The following is a 20640-nucleotide window of genomic DNA, read 5'->3' on the forward strand; positions in this document are numbered from 1 at the left end:
CGAGCGATCGAGGGGGATCGGGCGCGGGCCCGGCCAGGCCCGGAGGAGACCGGCCGCTTGACACGGGCGGCCCGGTCCGGTTCAACGGAGCGTCTCTCGTCACTTGGTTTCGACCGGTCGATCCTGAATCAGCCCGGGACGCAATGCGTCGAGGAGGCCCCCGTGTTCCGAACCGCGTTCTCTCCCCAACGGCGATCGATGGCGCGTGGTCTGGTCCTGGTCGCGTTGCTCGCGCCGGCGACAGGCTGCGGGGGCGACCCGAACAAGCCGAGGCTCGGCCGGGTGTCGGGCACGGTCACCTACAACGGCGAGCCGGTGACGAAGGGGATCGTCACGTTCGTGCCGACGGGCTCGGAGACCGGCCAGTCGGCGACCGGGGAGATCGGCCCGGACGGCTCGTATGAGCTGACCACCTTCGAGCAAGGCGATGGGGCCGTGCTGGGCAACCATCTCGTCCTGGTGCAATCGATGGAGATGGACCCGAGCATCGAGGGGGGGAGCATGCCCATCCCCGATGCGCAGGGGAACCTGCCCATCGCCCCGCCGAAGTACCTGGTGCCGGCGAAGTATTCCTCCACGAGCACCACCGACCTGAACCTGACGGTCGAGGAAGGGCGGAACACGCACGACCTGACCTTGACCGATTGACCGCGCGGTCACCTCAATGACCCGGGGGGGCCGGGACCCTGCCGCCGAGATCGGCGAGGGCGTCGGCCGCCTCCCGGTGCCCCGGGTCGCAGGCCAAGGCCGCGCGATACCAGGAGGCGGCGAGTTCCACCCTCCCGAGCCGCTCGGAGAGCCGGCCGAGCCGGCACCGGACGGCCGGGTCGGTCGGCCGGGCGGCGGCCTCGGCGTTCAGGGCGGACATCCGCTCGACGGCCTGCCTCAACTCCTCGGCCCGACGGGCATCGGCGGCCGCCTGTTCGTCCCGGCCGAGGATGCGGAGCAAGGCGGCGCGCTGGTGGTAGCGTCGGGAGGTGAACGGATCCTGCTCGACCGCGCGGTCGAACCAGGCGGCGGCGGCGTCGAGGCGTCCTTCGGCCTGGGCGATGAGGCCGCGGATCGCGGACAGGTCGGGGTGTTCGAGGCCTTGCTCCCGGGCCTGGTCGAGCAGGGCGAGGGTCTGGTCGCGGTCCCCGAGTTCCCAGGAGACGCGGGCGAGGAGGCTCAGGTGCTGCTCCTCGGGGACCCGGCCGCGGCAGGCGTCGAGCTGTTCCCGGGCCTCGTGCAAGTGCCCCTGGCGCAGGAGCACGTCGGCCAGCTCCAGGCGTGCCTGGGGCTGATGCGGATACAAGGTCAGGCTGGTCCGATAGGCGTCGGCCACCTCCTCCATGATCCGGTCGCCGGAGTCGGGCATCTGGAGCCGGACGAGGCCGAGGGTCCGCCAGGCGGCATGGTCGTCGGGCCGGACGCGGGTCAGGGCGCGGAGCGATCGCAGGACCGTCTCCAGGTCGCCCAGGTCGTAGGCGGCGACGGCCATGGCCCGGAGGCAATCGGGGTCGTCGGGGCGCTCCTGGAGCGACCGGGCGAACCAGGCCAGGGCGAACGGCAGATTCCCCTCGGCCAGCAGGGCCTTGCCCTTCCAGAAGGCCGCCTCGGCCGCGAGGGGGCCGTCGGGGTCGATCTGTTCGAGCGGGGCGACGGCGGCCGACGGGCTCCCGAGTTCGAGGGCGATTTGAGCGCGGAGCAGGCGGGCCCGGTCCGCCGTGCGGGGGGTCTGCTCGGGGAGGTCGAGCCAGGGCCGGGCCGAGGCGGGGCGCCCCTGCTCGACGAGCCGGGCCGCCCGGTCGAGGTGGCGTCCGGGGCGGCCGTCCCACCAGGCCCAGGAGCCCCACGAGAGGAGGGCCAGGGCAACCGCGACGGCGGCGATCAGGGGCCCTCCGCGGGGCGATCGCCCCGACTGATCCCGAGCTTCGTCCACGCTGCGCTCCGTGACCGAGGTTCAAAAAAAGCCTGGTTTCTGCTTGTTCTGCGTCTCACCCCATCACATGATAAGCGAAGCTCCGGCTTGGGGTCAGTGGGTCATCACGCAGCGCGCCGGGGCCTGAGACGCTCCAGATCCTCTCGGCGATTCGAACCATCGAGGGCCTCCCCGATCGGGCCGTGTCGGCTCGTGAGCGGGACGCTCGGGAGAAGGAGGACGGAATGCGAGGATTCCCTCAGTCGGTCTCGGGGCGAGCGAGGCGTCCCCGCCCGACCGGCTTTACCCTGATCGAGCTGCTGGTGGTCATCGCGATCATCGGCGTCCTGATCGCCCTGCTGCTGCCGGCGGTGCAGAGCGCCCGGGAGGCCGCCCGACGCGCCCAGTGCACGAACAACCTGAAGCAGCTCGGCATCGCGATGCACAATTACCACGACACGATTGGATCGTTCCCGACGTTGCTCTGGGCCTTGCCCGGGAACAATACGCTCGCGGACAACACGTTCCGCGCCAGCTTCTTCCAAATGATCCTCCCCTACATCGAGCAGAACACCATCTACGCCGCGATCAACTTCGAGGTGCCGTTCGCGAGGGGTCCGGACAACGGGGCGATCAACCTGACGGCCCTGACGACCCAGATCAACGTCTACAAATGCCCGTCGGACCCCTCGCCGGACCAGAGCTCGTTCAGCCGGTGGGATAGCGGCGTCGGCCCCACCGGGGCGAACGGCCAGGCCCCGCTGGGCCCGAAGCTGAATTACTTCGTCAATGCGGGCGACAACACGACCGGCCCGACGAACGACACCAGCCCCTGGCCGTTCCAGAGCCTGCCGAATGTGCGCAACAACGCCTTCGGCAACGGCAGGACCTGCACCGGGATCGTCTGCCGGCAAGGGGGGACCTGGGGCATCCGCGACATCACCGACGGCACGAGCAACACCTTCGCCATCGGCGAGTCGCTGTATGAGTCGTGCAACTGGTTCTCGTGGCCGAACCCGAACGGGAATTATGCGTTCACGTCGGTGCCGATCAACTGGAAGATCACGATCTTCGAGAACGTCGGCTACGGCGACGGCAACGGCCGCCTGAACAACAGCGGCAACTGGGTCCCGTGCTTCGGCTTCCGGAGCGAGCACGCGGGGATCGTCAACTTTTTGTTCGCCGACGGCCGGGTGACGGCCGTGAAGGAGACGGTGAACCGCGACGTCTACCGGGCGCTGAGCACCCGGAAGGGCGGCGAGGTGATCTCGGCGGACGCCTTCTGATCCGGCCATCGTCATTCGATTCGGGAAAAAAAGGGGGGGACGCCCGCGACCCGGGGGCGTCCCCCCATGTCGCCTGCCGGACCCCTCTGCCCCCCCGAGGATTCCACGTGGTCTTTCGCCCATGAACATGCACACGTTTGCGCGGAACGCGGTCTCGTGGGTCGTCCTGTTCGGCCTGGCGACCGGGTGCGGCGGTTCGGCGGATCGGCAGGAGACCGCCCCGGAAGGCCCGCCGCTGAGCCAGGAGGACCAGCGGCTCTATCAGGGACTGATGCAGAAGATCAGCTCGATCATCAACGAGCAATCGGCCCGCTACACGCCGCTCCAGTACGAGTACAACGAGGGGCTGCTGGAGATCCTCGACCAGATCGAGCCGCACGCGAAGGGTGAGGCCGAGGGGGAGGCGCCCCGGTTCATGACGGACCTCGAGCCGGAGGAGGAACTCGACCACCTCCGGGAGACCGTCCGACGCTGGGAAGCCGAGACGGGGTTGGACCTCCGCACCGAGGTCGACCGCTTCAAGGAGCTGATCGCCCTGCGAGACCCGAACCAGACGTCCTTCCCCGGCTTCCACGCGGAATTCTCGGAGAGCTTCGACGAGTTCATCGCGATCGAGGTCGCCGAGCTGCGCGAGCGGACCAACCGGGCGATCCATGCCGAGGCCGAGGTCCTGCTCGACCCGCACCGGGAATCGAGCCCGGAGGTGATCCGACGGATCGAGGAGGTCCTGAACACCCCGCCCTACAACCTGCCCGAGGCGGAGACGGCCCAGGAAGATTCAAGGGAAGCGGATGCCTCCTGAGACCAATCGAAGGCCGTCGGGATCGATCGTGTGTGATCGATCACGACGGCCTGGGGGGAGCGATCCGGGAGGGAGTCGCGGCGGCCGAGGTCGATCGGGCTCCCCGCCCGGTCAGTCGATCTCGGCGCGGATCACCTCGCCCCCGTTCCGGGTGATGAGGCCCCGGAGGAGGTCCCGATCGATGGCATGGGACAGGAACCGGACCGATCCGTCGCCGAAGGCGGCCTGGAAGCCATTGGGCCAGAAGCCGCCGAACTCGGGGACGATCACCGTGTCCGGGTCGATGGGATCGTTGACGGGGATGTCTTCGGGCTGGGTCCAGGGGATGGGGCGCTTCGTTTCGACGATGGCGAGGGTGTTCGAGCTGCCGTCGGTGATCTCGGCCATGCCGGTCCCCTTGCCGGGCATCCCCATCAGGGTCGTCGGGCCGACGAGGGCGAAGTAGTCGGCGTGGGTCGGGTCGCTGTCGGAGCCGGGGACGCGGAAGACCTGGGGCATCTGTTCGAGCAGCTTCCGGTTGTTCGGGCCGTCCCAGGGTTCGTTCATGCGGTACTCATTATAGAGCGGGGCCTGTTCCAGGTAGGGGAGCAAAGCGACCCGCCAGCTATACGGGGTGCCGTCCTCGGCGTAGAGCACCGGCGGGGGGAACCTGCCGAAGGTGTCGTGATAGTTGTGCAGGGCCAGGGCAATCTGCTTGAGGTTGTTCGTCGATTGCGTCCGCCGGCCGGCGATCCGGGCGGCGTTGATCGGCTCCTCGGCCAGTTGCAGCAGCGCGGCCAGGTCCTGGTCGGTCTCGGCCTGGAGTCGGACGGTGGAACCGTCGGCGGTGATCGCGGTGGCGTCGAACAGCGTGTCGACCTCGTCGAGGATCGCGAGGAACGACTGGGCCTCGGGATTCGGCTCGGTCGCCATGGTCCGGAACCGTTCCAGCACGTTGCGCCCGAACACCTTCAGGGCGATCGCGGTCTCGGCGACCTGCGTCGCGCCTTCTTCGTCGCCGCAGAGGGCGATGCCGGCGATCGAGACGCCGTCGAGCAGATCCAGGCTGATGGCATAGGCCGAGGCGCGGTCGAGCATCGGGCCGATCAGGGCGATCGGCTCGAAGGGTACGGCCCCTCGGGGGGCCCGAGGGCCGACCAGTTGAGTCAGCCAGGGGGTCTCGAAGGCGACGAGGAGCTGGCCGGCGTTGACCGGCTCGGCCGCCTCGAACCAGAGGGGAGAGCCTTTCGGCCGATTGCGGTTGGCGATCAGATACCGGATGGTCTGCTCACTCCGCGAAATGACCATCGTCTGATCATTGAACCGAAAGACCGACAGCGGCGTCCTCCGGGCCTTCTGGTAGGTGACGCCCAGGTAGGAGACGGTCTCGGCCTCATTCACGATGCTGCCGATCAGCTCCTCGCCGGCGGGCTCGACGGTGCGGACGATGATCAGGTCGGGGGCGATCGGCAGGTTTCCCCGAGCAGGGGGTTCCTCCAGGCGACGCATCTCGACGACGGTCACTTGCTGCAAACCGGAGACGGGCAGGTCGATGCCGCCGAAGAACTTGCCCATCGGGTCGAACTCGTCGATCAATGCCTGGATCTCGGGCTGGCCGGCGAGCCGGGCCGGGCGGATCGCCGCGACGAAGGCGGCGTCGCTCGGGACGGGGGAGAGGTCGAAGCCGTCGTCGCCGAGCGGGGCGGCCTCGGCGGCGGGGTTGTCTTGCGGTCGGGCCTCGGCGGGATTGGGGGCCCGGAGGCCGACGCAGAGCAAGGCCAGGGCGGACATCGAGGCGACGGTCAACCCGCGGGAGGCCCGGGAGGGGGCGTCGCGGTCGGGCGATTGCTCGGAGCGCAGCATTTCGATTCTCCTGACAAGGGTCCCTCGGACCGGGAGGAAGGCACGGACGGGCCAGCCCGACGCGCGGTCGTCGCGTCGCAGGGCGAGCCGGGCGAGGCAGGTCAGGTACGCGCGACGGCCGCCGGAGAGCCGGGCGGCGGTGGCGTCGGCGGCGAGTTCCTGGTCGAGCCGGAGCCGCCCGGCCAGCCAGTAGGCGAGCGGATTGTACGGGTGGAGCGCCACGCCGAGCTGGGCGAGGAAACTCACCGCGAAATCGGCCCGATGGATGTGCGAGAGCTCATGGGCGAGGACGGCCCGCACCTCGGCGGCGTCCCACGATCGCCAGTCGTCGGGCAGGAGCACGACCGGCCTCCGCCAGCCGATCGTCGCGGGAGTGCCCAGCCCTGGGCTCTCGCGGAGTTCGACCGGGCGTCTGACGGACAGCTCGGCCCGGAGGAGATCGAGGAGATCGCCGAGCGATTGGTCGTGGATCGGCTCCCCCCGCGATCGGAGCCGGGCGACCGCGCCGACCCCGAACCCGAGCCTCGCCATGCTGATCGCCACCAGGGACGCCAGGGCGACGGCCACCGCCGACCGCCACGACCACGTCAGGCTCATCGGCGAGTCGAGCGCCGGGAACGGGGCGGGAAGCACGTCGGCCGTCGGTTCGCGATCGGGAGGAGCGGTGCCCCTCGCGGGGGGACCGGGCGTGGGGTCGTCCGGGACGGCCGGACGCGGTCCCTGCGTCAGGGTAACGTCCTCGATTTGGAGGGGAATCGGCGGCGGAGGGGGGGCGTCGAGCTCATCGAAGGAGCCGAGCCCGGCCAGGCTCGATCCGATCGGCAGGGCCCAGCGCGGCCCGGGGACGAGGAGCAGGAACGGGAGCAGGGCCAGGAGGACGAGGCCGGTGGCCGACGCCGTGACGCCGACGATCGGCCCGGCCCGACGCACGACCAGGTAGCAGGCCCCCGACGCCACCGCCAGGGCCATGCCCCGGACGATCCAGGAGAGCGGCCAGGTCCAGGAGTCGATCATTCCTCGGCCTCCGCGTTGAGGAACCGTTCGAGGACGGCCCGCTCGCGGGCCGAGAGGGAGCGGCGCTCGACCAGTCGCAGCAGGAGTTGCTCGCGAGACCCTTTGAAGACGTGCTCCACCACCTGGTCGAGCAGGCGGCGTGACACCTCCTCATACGTCCGGGCCGGCTGATAGCGGAAGGGCCGATCCTGGTTGACCTGGCGCAGGAACCCCTTCTCGGCCAGGATCCGGACGAGGGTCGCGACCGTCGTGTAGGCGGGGGTCCCCTGCCCCTTGCGGATCAAGTCGTCGCGGGCCTCGGCCACCCCGGCCTCGCCGAGGGCCCAGAAGGCGTGCATCACTTGCAACTCCCGCTCGGTCAGCTCCTTCGACGGCCTGGCCATCGGATCGATACCCTCGCCTGGGTTGATCTCGGGTTTTTTCGTTCTGGTTTCATCGTAATGACAGCTGTCGGGGATTCAAGCGGTTTCCCCGAAATTTTTCGGTCGCGTTTCGCGGACGGCTCCGCGATCAGTCGGCCGAGGGGACGACGCGGCTGTCGCGTAAGGCGACGTAAAGGCGGGCGTAACGGGCGAACAGCTCGTCGTAAACCGGGGCGTTCCGCCGGTCGGGCTCGACGACGCGGTCGAGGATGACCATGTCGCGGGCGGCGGCGTCGAGGTCGGCGAAGAGACCGGCGGCGACGGCGGCGGTCATGGCCGAGCCGAGGGCGCAGGACTCGGTCTCGCGGGGGAGGTGGATCGGCCGGTTGAGGACGTCGGCGTGGATCTGCATCCAGAGCCGGGACTTGGCGCCGCCGCCGCCGACGATGATCCGGCCGACGTCGAGCCCGTGGGCCGCGGCGTCTTCGAGGATGTGGCGGGTGCCGCAGGCGGTGGCCTCGTAGAGCGCCCGGAAGAGGTGGCCGGGCCCGTGGGCGAGCGAGAGGCCGACGATGGCCCCCCGGGCGGCCGGATCCTTGTAGGGGGAGCGGTTGCCTTGCCAGTCGTCGCGCACGACGAGCCCCTCGGCCCCTGGGGGGACGGCGTCGGCCAGCTCATCGAGGACGGCGTAGACGTTGACGCCCCGGTCCTCGGCCTCGGCCTGCTGCGCCGCGGCGAAGTGGCGGCGGTACCAGTCGAGGATCGAGCCGGTGGCGGTCTGGCCGGCTTCGAGGGTGTAGAGCCCCTCGACGGTGGCGTCGGGATAGCAGCCGGCGGCCCCGGAGCCGAAGACGCCGCCGGAGGACTGGGCGAGGTGGCAGGTGCTCGACCCGACGATCACGGCCACGTCGCCGGCGGCGGTCGCCCCCATGCCGATCATGCCGAGGTAGGCGTCGATGCCCCCCTGGGCCACGGGGGTGCCGGGGTTCAGCCCCAGGGCCTCGGCGGCGGATCGGCAGAGGGTGGCGCCGGCCTGGCCGAGCGGCTCGATCCGGTCGGGCCACTTGTCGAGCAGGTCGTCGAGGCCGACGGCGTGGATCAAGGCGCGGGGCCATCCTCCCTCGGGCCGGGCGTAGTTCCACTTCACGGCGCAGTGGTTGAGCGAGAGGGACCATTCCCCCGTGAGCTTGAACATGAACCAGTTGGTGCATTCGACGATGCGGTCGGCCTGGTCGTAGAGCTCCGGCTCGTTCCGCTTCAGCCAGAGGGCCTTGGGGAGCATCCACTCGGGGGAGACGCGGCCGGAGACGTACTTCAGGGCCGGGTCGCCGGTCACGCCGATCGCCTCGGCCTCGCGGTAAGAGCGCTGGTCCATCCAGAGCAAGGCGGGGCGCAGGGGGGTGCCGTCGTCGCGGCAGGCGACCACGGTGCAGGCGGTGCTGTCGAGCCCGACGCCGACGATCCGGTCGGGCGAGACGTCGGCCGATCGCAGGGCCCCGGCCACGGCCGATCGGGCGGCCGACCACCAGCCGATCGGGTCCTGCTCGGCCCAGCTCGGGCGGGGGTAGGTGGTTTCCAGCGGGGCCACGCCGTACGAGATGGTCTGGCCGGTCGGGTCGACCAGGGCCGCCCGGATGCTCTGCGTGCCCACGTCCAAGCCCAGCAAGAGGGGATCGCTGCCCATGTGCGGTGCCGCCTTCGCCACCGGGCCGACGGCGTCTCGACGTGGCGTCGCCCCGTGCGACGGGTCGAGCTGATCCGCGCGTCCCGGCCCCGATCGTCAAGGATGCTCGATTCCAACGAGGGATTGTAGCGGCAGGGCCGGGGATTCGATAGCAGGTCCGCGTGGCGTGTCGACGGCGGATCTCGGCCGGGGCCGTGGCCGGTCGGCCGACGCGCTGGTAGGGTGGAGGGAGCCCCGCCCCGAGGGCAAGCGGAGAGACGGCCGCCGAGGGTCGGAACGCCCCGGAAATCGTCTCCCTCGACGCGCCGCTGGAGTTCACCCGGGTCGGAACCGGGAGGAGACGTGACCGTGAAGATCGCCATCGTGATTCCCGACGGTGCGGCCGACGAGCCGCAGGACTCGCTCAACGACATGACCCCGCTGCAGGCCGCGAGGACCCCGGAGATGGATCGCGTGGCGCGGGACGGGGTGCTCGGCCGGTCGTGCAACGTGCCCGATCGGTTCCTGCCGGGGAGCGACGTGGCGACCCTGAGCCTCTTCGGCTACGACCCGGAGCGTTACTACACGGGCCGGGCCCCGCTGGAAGTGGTGGCGATGGGCATCGCGCTCGGCCCGGACGACTGGGCCGTGCGATGCAACCTGATGACGATCCTCGACGGCAAGATGACCGACTTCACCGCCGGCCACATCTCCAGCGAGGAAGGGGCCGAGCTGATCGCCTCGCTCGCCGCGAACCTGCACGCCGAAGGGCACGCGGTCGAATTCCATCCCGGGGTCAGCTACCGGAACGCATTGATCTACCGGGGGAGACCGGGTGCCCCCGCCCCGTTCGACGACTCGACGAGGACGACCCCGCCGCACGACGTCCCCGACCAGGACGCGGCCGACCACCTGCCCCGGGGGACCGGCTCGGACCTGCTCCGCCGCCTGATGGAGGCCGGCGCCTCGATCATCCAGGAGCATCGGGTCAACCGGGCGAGGATCGACGCCGGGAAGAAGCCGGCCAACGCCATCTGGCTCTGGGGTCAGGGCAAGGCCCCCCAGGTGCCGACCTTCGCCGACTTGCACGGCCTGAAGGGGGCGATCATCTCGGCCGTCGACCTGGTCCGGGGGACCGGGATGCTTGCCGGCTGGACCCGGATCGACGTCCCCGGCGCGACCGGATACCTCGACACGGACTACGACGCCAAGGGTCGGTACGCGATCGACGCCCTGCGCGATCACGACCTCGTCTGCGTCCACGTCGAGGCGCCCGACGAGGCCAGCCACGAGGGCCGGGCCGACGCCAAGGTGGAGTCCCTGGAACGCATGGATCACGCCATCGTCGGCCCGCTCCGGGCGGCGCTGGAGTCGTACGGCGAGTACCGCCTCTTGATCTCTCCCGACCACTCCACCCTTCTCCGGACGAAGGCCCACGACCGCGCCCCCGTGCCCTGGGCCCTCTGCGGCTCGGGCCTCTCCGGCTCGGGCAAGCCGTACGACGAGATCAGCGCGATGGAGGCCGAGGGCCCGTTCCTGCCGCACGGCTGGCGACTGATGGGAGTTCATGTCCTGAAGCGTTGAACGCAGGGCACGATCGCCCCAAACGGGGAGGAATACCGACGGTCGGCGCGCGTCGTCGGCCTTCCGCCGGGCCGTCGCGTCGCCCGAGGGCAACCGGGCGAATCGAGACGTCTGGAATCTTGGGGCTCGATCTGTCATCCTGTTACGCTCGCCCCGGCGGCCGATCGAGCGCGACGACCGGCCACCCCATCCCACCCGCATTGCCCCCCCTGCCCGATCGAGCTGGAAGCAGACAGAGAAGGAGAGCCCCCGTTGCCCCTCGTGGTCCAGAAGTTCGGCGGCACGAGTGTCGCCGACGCGAACAAGATCCTTGCCGCCGCTCGACGGGCGATCCGAGCCCACCGGGAGGGGAAGCAGGTCATCGTCGTGGTCTCGGCCCGGGGTCACACGACGGACGAGCTGATCGCCCTGGCCAAGGAGATCAACGAGCAGCCGCCGGCTCGCGAGATGGACATGCTCCTCTCGACCGGCGAGCAGGTGAGCGTCGCCCTCATGGCGATGGCGATCCAGGCGCTCGGCGTCCCGGCGATCAGCTTCACCGGGGCCCAGATCGGGATCGTGACCGACAGCTACCACACGAAGGCCCGCATCCGGAACATCTCGACCGATCGGCTCCAGGCGGCGCTCGACGACGGGAAGATCGCCATCGTCGCCGGGTTCCAGGGGGTGGATGAGCACTACAACATCACGACCCTCGGCCGCGGCGGGTCGGACACGACGGCCGTGGCCCTGGCCGCGGTGCTCGGGGCCGACGCGTGCGAGATCTACACCGACGTCGACGGCGTCTACACGACCGACCCGAGGATCGTGCCCGAGGCGAGGAAGATCGACCGCATCAGTTATGACGAGATGCTGGAGCTGGCGAGCCTCGGCGCGGGGGTCATGCACTCGCGGTCGATCGAGTTCGCCAAGAAGTTCGGCGTGCCGATCCAGGTGCGAAGCGCCATGGCCGACGCGCCGGGCACCTGGATCGTGGCCGAGCAGGACGCCCGGTTCATCGGCGCGAGCGTCACCGGGGCCGCCCTGGCGCGGGACGAGGCCCGGGTGACGGTCCTGGAAATGCCCGACCGCCCCGGAGTGGTGCACGCCCTGTTCCGCCGGATCGCCGAGGCCAATATCGTCGTCGACATGATCGTGCAGAACGTCGCGACGGACGGCCGGACGGAGGTCAGCTTCACCGTCTCCGGCGGCGACCTGGCCGAGACCCTGATCGTGACCGAGCGGGCCGCGAAGGAGATCGGCGCCGGCAAGGTGACGTACGACTCGAAGGTGGCCAAGGTGTCGGTCGTCGGCCTGGGGATGCGGGTGCACACCGGGGTGGCCCAGGGGATGTTCGACGCCCTCGGCGAGGCCGGGGTGAACATCCAGATGATCACGACCAGCGAGATCAAGATCAGCGTCCTCGTCGAACGATCGCAGGCCTCGGTGGCCCTCCGGGCCGTCCATCGGGCCTTCGAGCTGGATCGGACCCGAGAGGATCACCGCCTCGAATTCGTCCCCCGGCGCGGCCAGGCGAGCGAGGGGAGCCCCCTGGCCAGCTCCGATGCCGGCTCGTTCTTCGGCAGCCTGACCGGGATGGAGGATCTGGTCGTCTCGGGCGTCGACCTCGACGAGCAGCAGGCCCGCGTCACCCTGCTCAACGTGCCGGACGAGCCCGGTTACGCCGCGAAGGTCTTCCGGGCGATCGCGGAGGTCGGCGTGAACGTGGACATGATCGTGCAGAACGTCCGCAGCGCCTCGGGCGACACCAGGCTCTCGATCACCGTGCCCCGGGGGGATGCCTCGCGGGCGGCCCGGGCCGCCGCAGGTGCGGTGGGAGACCCCGATCACGTCCTGGTCGAGCCGACGATGGCCAAGCTCTCGGTCTCCGGGATCGGCATGAGGACGCACACCGGGGTCGCCACCCGGATGTTCGGCGCTTTGGCCGAGGCCGGGATCAACATCGCCCTGATCAACACGAGCGAGGTCCGCGTCAACGTGCTCACGGACTTCGATCGCGGCCGGGAAGGGCTCGCGACCCTGGGCAAGGCGTTCGACCTGCCGACCGGCTCCTGAGCCGTCGGCTCGCGGCGCGATCGGGAGGCGTCCTGCCCGCGGGCCGGGCGATATCCCGGCCTGGATCACCCGAGGGTGGACGGCCCGTTTCCGTGCTTGGCGCGGGGCGTGAGCATCGGTCTAATTTCCATTCGAGTCGTCGGCCCGAGACCGGGGCTGGTTAGAGATCGCGCGCCGGGGACGGTTGCGGATCGGATCACGATCATTCCTGAATCCTCGCAAGGTTATCGAAAGGACAAGGCGAACCCCGTGGCACGCGACAAGGTGGTCCTGGCATACAGCGGTGGGCTCGATACGTCGGTCGCCGTGAAGTGGATCAACGAGAAATACGGGCTCGATGTGATCGCGTACACCTGCGACCTGGGCCAGGGGCAGGAGATCGAGGCGATCCGGGAGAAGGCCCTGCGCACCGGGGCGGTCGAGGCGATCGCCGAGGACGTCCGGAATCTGTTCGTCGACTACTTCGCCTTCCCGTCGCTGATGGCCGGGGCGTTGTACGAGGGGAAATACCCGCTGGCCACGGCGCTCGGCCGGCCGCTCATCGCGCAGCGGATGATCCAGGTGGCACGCGACCACGGCGCCGTGGCCGTGGCGCACGGCTGCACCGGCAAGGGGAACGACCAGGTCCGCTTCGACGTGACCTTCCAGACCCTCGCGCCCGACCTGAAGATCATCGCCCCGGTCCGCGAGTGGAAGTGGACGCGGACCGAGGAATTGAAGTACGCCGCCGACCACGGCATCGAGGTCGAGGCGACGAAGGAGAAGATCTTCAGCACCGACCAGAACCTCTGGGGCCGCTCGATCGAGGCCGGGATCCTGGAAGACCCCTGGGTCGAGCCGCCCCCGGAGACCTTCCAGTGGACGGTCGACCCGCGGAAGGCCCCCGATGAACCCGAGGTGGTCGAGATCACCTTCGACCAGGGGCGGCCCGTGGCCCTCAACGGCGTGGAGACCGACGGGGTCGAGCTGATCGAGAAGCTCAACGCGATCGCCGGCAAGCACGGCGTCGGCCGGGTCGACCACATCGAGAACCGCCTGGTCGGCATCAAGTCTCGCGAGATCTACGAGGCCCCCGCCGCCTACGTCCTGCACGAGGCCCACCGGGAGATCGAGTTCCTCACGCTCTCGAAGGACGCTCTGCGGTTCAAGACCCACGTGAGCCAGGCCTACGGCGACCTGATCTATAACGGCCTCTGGTTCAGCGCCCTGCACCAGGACCTGATGGCGTTCGTGGCGTCGAATCAGCAATATGTCTCGGGGGTCGCTCGGATCAGGCTCTATAAAGGCTCGGCGATGATCGTCGGCCGCAAGAGCGAGCACAGCCTGTATCGCCACGAGCTGGCGACCTACGAGGAGGGGGACCAGTACGACGCCTCGGCGGCGCTCGGGTTCATCACCATCCACGGGCTCGGCCAGAAGACCCAGGCCCAGCACCAGATGCTCAAGGGGCCGGGCGGCAGCCGCCGGATGGAGCTGCCGAGCATCATCCCCCCGCGGAAATCCGAGGGTTGAGAGCCCCCCGGCCGACCGCGTCGTGGCTGAGCGACGCGGCCGGCCCGGCTTCCCGCACGCCGACGAGCCCACTCCGGGCAGGGAGTCATTCCCCGCCCCCCTGCCCTCCGGTCACGCACGGGGTCGGCGCTCAGAACTGCTTGCGACTGTCGAGCAGGAGGGTGACCGGCCCGTCGTTGACCAGCGAGACGTTCATCATCGCCCGGAAGGTCCCCGTGGCGACGGGGAGGCCGAGCGACGCGATCCGGTCGCAGAGGACCTGATAGAGGCGTTCGGCCTCGCCGGGGTCGGCGGCGGCGTCGAAGCTGGGGCGTCGGCCCTTGCGGCAATCGCCGAAGAGGGTGAACTGGCTGACGACGAGGACGGCGCCGCCGATCTCGCCCACCGATCGATTCATCTTGCCGCGTTCATCCTCGAAGGCGCGGAGCCCGGCGATCTTCTCGGCGAGCCACTCGGCATCGGCATCGGTGTCCCCCTTGCCGACGCCGAGCAGGACGAGCCAGCCGCGGTCGATCCGGCCGACGATCGCCCCGTCAACCTCGACGGAGGCCCGGGACACGCGCTGGAGGACGGCTCGCATGGGGAAACTCCGAAATGACTCGCACGCAGTCCGGGATCCGGGCGTAGTAACCCCTGGCCCCTCGACCGATCCAGAACAAGGTCAGCGGCAAGGCGAAGACGTTCCCGACGAGGATCAGGATCAGGCCATACGTCCAGGCCCAGGGACGCCTCGGCAGGAACGGCCCGGCGGCGAACAGCGATGCGACGGCCAGGCAGACGGCGGCGACACCCGGCAGGACATGGCGATCGGGCCGATCGGCGGGGTCTCCGAGGAGTCCGAACTGCCAGTCGGCCGCGACGAGCAGCCCCAGGCTGCCATAAATCAAGGCAATGATCAGACAATAGATCGAAAAAGCGACATAGACCCAGGGCGGCCGATCGCGGGCGATGGCACCGCGCCCGGCAATCGGGCGCGGCGCCTCGTACGGATTCTCGATCACCGGGTCGGTCGGCCGATTCATGGCGGGCTCGTCGGCACGTCTCAGACGGCGATCGGCAAGGAGGCGTCCCCGCTCGGGCGGATCTTGTAATGCCCGGGCATGCGGTTGCCGGCGTACTGGGGGGCTTCCCAGGTGGGAAGCTCGCAGAGGCCGCCGCTGATGTAGAGGTGGTGCCAGAGCTGCGTGGCGACCACGGACGTCAGGCCGATCTGCATGATGAGCCGGCGGGGGGTGATCCGCGGGATCCGGGTCTGCCAGGCGCGCTCCCGGGCGACGGCCTCGGGGTCGAAGTAGCCGGTGGCGCGGAGCGACTCGGGGCTGAGCAATTGATCGACCCAGGCCGGCCGGTGGGGGCCGAGGAAGGTCGGCGCGAACGAGGCGCGGAACATCGTCTTCGGCCGTCCGGCGATCTGGGGGGGGAGCGTCCGCTCGGCGACCTTGCGCAGGAGCCACTTCTCGGTCTTGCCGCGGAGCTTGTACTCGGGGGCGATCCGGCTGGCGAAGGCGGTCACGTCTTCATCCAGGAACGGATAGCGCGTCTCGACCGAGGAGTGCAAGGCGATCCGGTCCCCCTTGGGTATCATCAGGAGACCGGCGAGCATGACCTTGTACCCGACGTAGAGCGACTGGTTCAGGGGTGCCCAGCGCTTCATGTTCGGATTGGTCAGGTCGAGGTCGGAGAAGGCGTGGTGATCGCCGAGGCGGTCCCACATGTCTCGGCTGTAGACGAGCTGGGTCGCCTGAGAAATCGCCTCGAACATATCTTGCTGGATCGGCCGGGTGCCGTTCATCGCCTCGACGGCCGAGGGACGCCGGGCGTTGCGACCGCCGAGGACGCGGAACATCAGCTCGCGGCCGACGTTCATCGGGCCGCGTCCGAAGCGCCGGAAGTTCTGGTCGCGCATCTGCTGGAACTTGAACCAGGCGTAGCCGGCGAAGGCCTCGTCGGCCCCCTCGCCGGTCAGGGCGACCTTGTAGCCTTCGTCGTGGACGGCACGCGCCAGGCGCATCAGGCAGGCGCACGAGGTGTCGAAGACCGGCCCCTCGGCGGCCACGACGAGTTCCGGGTACGCCTCGGCGATCTTCGCCCGGTCCATGATGACGGTCGTCAGGGGCGAGCCGAGCACGCGGGCGGCCTCGGTCGATTGCGTCCGCTCGTCGGGGCCTGCGCGGTCGAGGCCGATCGTGAACGACGGCACCGCACTCCCCCGCTGTCGCGAGCTGAGGCCGAGGACGACCGTCGAATCGAGCCCGCCGCTGATGTAGCTGACGACGGGGACGTCGCCCCGCAATCGACGCTCGACCGACTGCCGGAGCAGGGCCTCCAGCTCGTCGACGAGCGGCTCGGGGTCGTCCATCCGCAGCTCGTCGCCGGCGTCGGGGAAGTCGAGATCCCAGTACTTCTTCAGCTCGACCCGGCCGTCTCGGACCTTGAGATAGTGGCCCGGGGGGATCGACTTCACGCCGTCGAAGAAGGTGCGGGTCGTCCCGGCGCAGAAGAAGGTGAACAGGTGGTCGATCCCCTTCGGGTCGGGGGCGGCCTCGACCAGGCCGGAGCGGAGCAAGGTCTTGATCTCGGAGCCCCACAGGAGCCAGCCGTCGCGCTCGGCGTAGTAGAGCGGGGCGATGCCGACGCGGTCGCGGCCGAGGATCAGGGTGCGGGTCTTGCGGTCCCAGAGCGAGACGGCGAACTGCCCCTTGGCCTTCTCGAACATCCCCTCGCCGAAGTCCTCGTAGAGGTGGACCCAGAGTTCGGTGTCGCATCGCGTGGCGGGGCGGTGGCCGCGGGCCACGATCTCGCGATAGAGCTCGGGATACTCGAACAGCTCGCCGTTGAAGGCGACCCAGACGGACCGATCCTCGTTGCAGAGGGGCTGGCGGCCGCCCGAGAGGTCGACGATCGAGAGGCGACGCGCCCCGAGGGCCAGGCCGGCTTCCAGGTGGACGTGCTCGTCGTCGGGGCCCCGGTGGGCGATGGCGTCGGTCATGGCCCGAAGTCGGTCTTCGGGGAACGAGCGTTGGGCGCGAAGATCGAACGCGCCGGCGATTCCGCACATGAGAAGGACGTCCTCCCGTCTTCGGGCTGCGGGGTTCAAGGCGGTCGGATCGATTCGGATCGGATCGGGACGCGCGATCAGGCGGTCATCCCAGGGAAACCAGGGGGGAGGACGTCAGCCCGTCACGAATCGCGGGAGATCAGCACCGGGGCCAGGCGACGGCGCGTGGTCAACCAGTATACCAGGGAACCGAATCCTCGCGTGATCAGGCCGCCGAAGTGGAGGACCAGCCCGCGAGCACCGAGGGGGACGTAGAACGGCACGGCGACGCTCCTCGATCGGAAGGGGATGCGACACGCAACGAGGCGATGACCAGGGCTTCCTCGGCCCCGGCCCGGACCGGGAGGCTCCGGCGGCCGTCGCACAGGGCGCTCCGGCCGGCGAAGCGGTCGGGGATGCGGGGCATCAGGGGGACCCTGGTCTCCGTCTCGCCGCACTGATTGGCGAAGATGAAGGGGATGTCGAGATCCTGGGAGACGATCCGGGGGATCTCCCCCGCGAGCGGCCCGAGGTGGCCGTACAGCCAGTTCGGTCGGCCGGAACGGCGATCGGCGAAATCGGGCCAGGCGGAGCCGACGACGGCCAGGTCGATCCGGCCGCGATAGTCGCTCCATACCCTCCGGTAGATCATGTCGGCGCAGATGGCGAAGCCGACGCGCCCCCAGGGGGTCTGCGCGATCACCGGCTCGCGCCCCTTTCGGAAGCGGGTGCATTCCCAGAAGACGAGGTGGCGCTTCCGGTAGACGGAGATCGAGCCGTCGGGACCGCAGAAGGCCAGGGAATTGTACAGGTGCCCGGCGTGATGCTCGGCGTATCCGGCGGCGACCCAGAGGCCCCAGCGTCGGCTGCGGTCACGGAGCGCGGCCAGGGTCTTCCCCTCCGCGTCCTCCGCGACGCGGGGGTAATCGCCCCGGGAACAGTACCCGGTGTTGAACAATTCGGGCAGGACGGCCAGCTCGACGCCCTCGTCCCGGCATCGCGCCAGGGTGGCGTCGGCCCGGTCCAGGTTGCCGGAGACGTCTCCCGGCACCGATTGCATTTGAATCGCGGCGGCACGCAACTCCACGAGTCGGCCCTCCCAGGCCCGGACCGAGAGGAGATCCACCAGCCCGGCGCCTCCAGGAAGAACTCGGAACCTCCTTGGGCCGCCCGGCGGTAGCGTCTTCTTTCGGTGTGATCGGTCGATCCTTGACCGGACTCGATTGTTCTCTTCGATGATGACGACGCGGTGCCCCTTACGACCGTTGCGAGCCGATCGAACCCATCCGTCCGAATCGCCTCCTCGGCCGAGGAGCGTGGGGACTTTAATCCCTTTCGCCGGGACTGGCCAGAGCAAAACGCGGCGGGATCCCGCCGCGTCGCGAGGCGGCCCCGGGGCTTCGATCGACCGCGGTCGACGGTGGCGGACGTCGTGCCGGGCCTGGTATGGTTCTGCCAGTCGCACGCCCCGGTCCTGGTCCCCGAAACCCCGAACCCGCACGAGACGCGATGGAACATTTCGAGTTCCTCTACGACCTGCTCATCGTTTACGCCGTGGCCGGCCTGGTGGTCTTCGCGTTCCAGCGCATGCACATCCCGCCGGTCGTCGGGCTCCTGGTGGCGGGGCTGGTCGTCGGGCCCTCGGGGTTGGGGCTGGTCGGGGATCAGGAGCGGGTCCAGCTCCTGGCCGAGGTCGGTGTCGTCGTCCTGCTGTTCACGATCGGCCTGGAATTCTCGCTGTCGAGGCTCAAGACGCTCGGCCGCGAGATGCTGGCGATCGGGGTGCCTCAGGTGGTGCTCTGCGTCGCCGTGCCGACCCTGGCGACGCGGTGGTACCTGGGGGCCTGGGGGCCGGCCCTGTTCGTGGGGATGCTCGTGGCCATGTCGAGCACGGCCGTCGTCCTGAAAATCCTGATCGAGCGGGGAGAGGTGGGCACCCCGCACGGGAAGATCGCCGTCGCGGTCCTGCTCCTGCAGGACCTGCTGGTCATGGTCTTCATGCTGGCCGTGCCTCTGCTGTCTCCCGACGCCAGCGAGGGGGGCTGGGAAGGGGTCCTCGGGCAGCTCGGGCTCGGCATCGGCGTCGTCTTCGGCATCCTGATCGGCTCGCAATTCGTGATCCCGCCGATCCTGCTCCGCGTGGTCCAGACCCGCAACCGGGAGCTCTTCCTGATCTTCATCTTCCTGTTTTGCATCGGCATGGCGACCCTGACCGCCTGGGCGGGGCTGTCGCTGGCGCTCGGCGCCTTCCTGGCGGGCCTGGCGATCTCGGAGTCGGAATATGCTCACCAGACCCTGTCGGAGGTCTTGCCGTTCCGAGACACCCTGAGCAGCCTCTTCTTCGTGTCGGTCGGGATGCTGCTCGACCTGGAATTCCTGGCCACGCACCTCCCCCTCGTGATGGCGACGGTCGCCGCCATCCTGGCCCTGAAGTTCCTGGCCGTCGCCGTGCCGAGCTGGCTCGTCGGCTACCCGATGCGGACCGGCACCCTGGCGGGCCTCTCCCTGGCCCAGATCGGCGAGTTCTCGTTCGTGCTGGCCGGCCGGGGGATGGACGCCGGCCTCCTGAACAGCGACGACTATCAGGCGTTCCTCGCGTCGGCCGTGCTGTCGATGGCGCTCACGCCGATCCTGATCGCCTTCGGCCCGGCCGCCTCCAGCGGGTTGGAGCGCATCCCGGCCGTGCAGCGCCTCTCGGAGAAACGACGGTCGCGCCGGCAGGTCGACGAGCCGGATCTCCCGGCCGAGTCGATCGGCGATCACGTCATCATCGCCGGCTTCGGCGTGGCCGGCCGGAACCTCTCGAGGGTCCTGCAGGGCGTCGACATCCCGTACGTGATCCTGGAGATGAACCCCGATTCCGTCCGCCGCCTCCGCGGGCAAGGCCAGCCGATCTTCTACGGCGATTGCACCCAGGCCGCGGTGCTCGAACATGCCGGGATCGAGCGGGCGAAGATGCTCGTGGTGGTGATCTCCGACCCCGCCGCGACCCGGCGGGCAGTCCGGATGTCCCGCTTCCTGAACCCGAAGCTGTACATCGTGGCCCGGGTCCACGACATCGAGGACATCGACGAGCTGAGACGCCTCGGGGCCGACGAGGTCATCCCCGAGAATTTCGTCACCTCGATCGAGCTGTTCGACCGGGTCCTGGTGGAATATCAGGTGCCCCGCAACCTGATCCTCGACCTGATCGACCGGGTCCGGAGCGATCAGTACCAGGTCCTGCGATCGTCTCGGCCGGTGCGCCTGGACATGCCCTTTTCCCTGACCGAAGGGGCGGCGGTCGAGTCGTGCCTGATCCCGGAGCGGTCTCCGGCCGCCGGCCAGACGATCGCCGAGCTTCGGTTGCGGACCCTCAGCGGCGCGACGATCCTCGCCATCCGCCGAGGGTCGACCGATCTGGTCAATCCCGACCCCGAGATTCGGCTCAAGGGCGGGGACGTGGTGGTCGTCTTCGGCGAGCGGTCGCAGCTCGACCTGGCCTTCGCCCTGCTCGCCCCGGAAACCGACCTGCCCCCGCCCCAGGCCCGTCATCATTCCCTGCCGTGACGCCTCGCTCGATGACCGCAATCGAGGAGCGCGA

Annotated in this window: 15 protein-coding genes; 7 read left to right on the plus strand and 8 right to left on the minus strand. The window is 69.5% G+C overall.

Annotated features, from left to right (window positions below):
* Window positions 1-162: 162 nt before the first annotated feature.
* Window positions 163-648 (plus strand): hypothetical protein, encoded by a 486-nt coding sequence (locus tag AB1L88_RS24700; RefSeq protein WP_367099376.1) that lies wholly within the window; start codon window positions 163-165, stop codon window positions 646-648.
* Window positions 649-661: 13 nt separating this feature from the next.
* Here AB1L88_RS24700 and AB1L88_RS24705 read toward each other — a convergent pair whose 3' ends face one another.
* Entirely contained in the window at window positions 662-1921 is a 1260-nt protein-coding gene (locus AB1L88_RS24705; RefSeq protein ID WP_367099377.1) for a tetratricopeptide repeat protein, read from the minus strand.
* A 224-nt stretch (window positions 1922-2145) separates the two neighbouring features.
* On the opposite strand from AB1L88_RS24705, the gene AB1L88_RS24710 reads away from it, so the two are divergent.
* A complete protein-coding gene (locus AB1L88_RS24710; protein ID WP_367099378.1) occupies window positions 2146-3186 on the plus strand; it encodes a DUF1559 domain-containing protein in 1041 nt (346 codons plus the stop codon).
* 121 nt (window positions 3187-3307) lie between these two features.
* Entirely contained in the window at window positions 3308-3988 is a 681-nt protein-coding gene (locus AB1L88_RS24715) for a hypothetical protein (RefSeq protein WP_367099379.1), read from the plus strand.
* 111 nt (window positions 3989-4099) lie between these two features.
* On the opposite strand, the gene AB1L88_RS24720 is transcribed toward AB1L88_RS24715, so the two are convergent.
* The 3 genes from AB1L88_RS24720 to AB1L88_RS24730 all read right to left on the minus strand — a co-directional run bounded on the left by AB1L88_RS24720 (window position 4100) and on the right by AB1L88_RS24730 (window position 8890).
* Complete coding sequence (locus tag AB1L88_RS24720) at window positions 4100-6844, minus strand: M56 family metallopeptidase (protein ID WP_367099380.1); 2745 nt, start codon at window positions 6842-6844, stop codon at window positions 4100-4102.
* On the minus strand, window positions 6841-7227 hold the full coding sequence (locus tag AB1L88_RS24725; protein WP_367099381.1) for a BlaI/MecI/CopY family transcriptional regulator: 387 nt from the start codon (window positions 7225-7227) through the stop codon (window positions 6841-6843). The genes AB1L88_RS24720 and AB1L88_RS24725 overlap by 4 nt, the downstream gene beginning before the upstream one ends.
* Window positions 7228-7354: 127 nt before the next feature.
* Complete coding sequence (locus tag AB1L88_RS24730) at window positions 7355-8890, minus strand: FGGY-family carbohydrate kinase (RefSeq protein ID WP_367099382.1); 1536 nt, start codon at window positions 8888-8890, stop codon at window positions 7355-7357.
* Window positions 8891-9238: 348 nt separating this feature from the next.
* Here AB1L88_RS24730 and AB1L88_RS24735 point away from each other — a divergent pair, with 348 nt between their 5' ends.
* From AB1L88_RS24735 to AB1L88_RS24745, 3 genes are all read left to right on the plus strand, one after another.
* On the plus strand, window positions 9239-10453 hold the full coding sequence (locus AB1L88_RS24735; RefSeq protein ID WP_367099383.1) for a cofactor-independent phosphoglycerate mutase: 1215 nt from the start codon (window positions 9239-9241) through the stop codon (window positions 10451-10453).
* 261 nt (window positions 10454-10714) lie between these two features.
* A complete protein-coding gene (locus tag AB1L88_RS24740) occupies window positions 10715-12508 on the plus strand; it encodes an aspartate kinase (protein WP_367099403.1) in 1794 nt (597 codons plus the stop codon).
* A gap of 249 nt (window positions 12509-12757) precedes the next feature.
* Entirely contained in the window at window positions 12758-14020 is a 1263-nt protein-coding gene (locus tag AB1L88_RS24745; RefSeq protein ID WP_367099384.1) for an argininosuccinate synthase, read from the plus strand.
* A 130-nt stretch (window positions 14021-14150) separates the two neighbouring features.
* Here the strand turns inward: AB1L88_RS24745 and dtd are convergent, their stop codons facing one another.
* From dtd to AB1L88_RS24765, 4 genes are all read right to left on the minus strand, one after another.
* Window positions 14151-14600, minus strand: coding sequence for a D-aminoacyl-tRNA deacylase (dtd, locus tag AB1L88_RS24750; protein ID WP_367099385.1), 450 nt, complete (start codon window positions 14598-14600; stop codon window positions 14151-14153).
* On the minus strand, window positions 14554-15042 hold the full coding sequence (locus AB1L88_RS24755; protein ID WP_367099386.1) for a hypothetical protein: 489 nt from the start codon (window positions 15040-15042) through the stop codon (window positions 14554-14556). Before AB1L88_RS24755 ends, dtd begins: the two co-directional genes overlap by 47 nt.
* Window positions 15043-15062: 20 nt before the next feature.
* Window positions 15063-17078: an asparagine synthase (glutamine-hydrolyzing) gene (asnB, locus tag AB1L88_RS24760; protein WP_367099387.1), complete on the minus strand. Its 2016-nt coding sequence runs from the start codon at window positions 17076-17078 to the stop codon at window positions 15063-15065.
* A 205-nt stretch (window positions 17079-17283) separates the two neighbouring features.
* On the minus strand, window positions 17284-18183 hold the full coding sequence (locus AB1L88_RS24765; RefSeq protein ID WP_367099388.1) for a carbon-nitrogen hydrolase family protein: 900 nt from the start codon (window positions 18181-18183) through the stop codon (window positions 17284-17286).
* A 383-nt stretch (window positions 18184-18566) separates the two neighbouring features.
* On the opposite strand from AB1L88_RS24765, the gene AB1L88_RS24770 reads away from it, so the two are divergent.
* Window positions 18567-20606 (plus strand): cation:proton antiporter, encoded by a 2040-nt coding sequence (locus AB1L88_RS24770; protein WP_367099389.1) that lies wholly within the window; start codon window positions 18567-18569, stop codon window positions 20604-20606.
* Window positions 20607-20640: the final 34 nt, after the last annotated feature.

Origin of the sequence: Tautonia sp. JC769 (assembly GCF_040717455.1) — a bacterium.
GTDB lineage: Bacteria > Planctomycetota > Planctomycetia > Isosphaerales > Isosphaeraceae > Tautonia.

Bases quoted from the DNA above. Each gene is read 5' to 3' on its own strand.
- AB1L88_RS24710 (WP_367099378.1), top strand. From the start codon at position 2,146: ATGCGAGGATTCCCTCAGTCGGTCTCGGGGCGAGCGAGGCGTCCCCGC.
- AB1L88_RS24715 (WP_367099379.1), top strand. From the start codon at position 3,308: ATGAACATGCACACGTTTGCGCGGAACGCGGTCTCGTGGGTCGTCCTG.
- AB1L88_RS24720 (WP_367099380.1), bottom strand. From the start codon at position 6,844: ATGATCGACTCCTGGACCTGGCCGCTCTCCTGGATCGTCCGGGGCATG.
- AB1L88_RS24725 (WP_367099381.1), bottom strand. From the start codon at position 7,227: ATGGCCAGGCCGTCGAAGGAGCTGACCGAGCGGGAGTTGCAAGTGATG.
- AB1L88_RS24730 (WP_367099382.1), bottom strand. From the start codon at position 8,890: ATGGGCAGCGATCCCCTCTTGCTGGGCTTGGACGTGGGCACGCAGAGC.
- dtd (WP_367099385.1), bottom strand. From the start codon at position 14,600: ATGCGAGCCGTCCTCCAGCGCGTGTCCCGGGCCTCCGTCGAGGTTGAC.
- AB1L88_RS24755 (WP_367099386.1), bottom strand. From the start codon at position 15,042: ATGAATCGGCCGACCGACCCGGTGATCGAGAATCCGTACGAGGCGCCG.
- asnB (WP_367099387.1), bottom strand. From the start codon at position 17,078: ATGTGCGGAATCGCCGGCGCGTTCGATCTTCGCGCCCAACGCTCGTTC.
- AB1L88_RS24770 (WP_367099389.1), top strand. From the start codon at position 18,567: ATGGAACATTTCGAGTTCCTCTACGACCTGCTCATCGTTTACGCCGTG.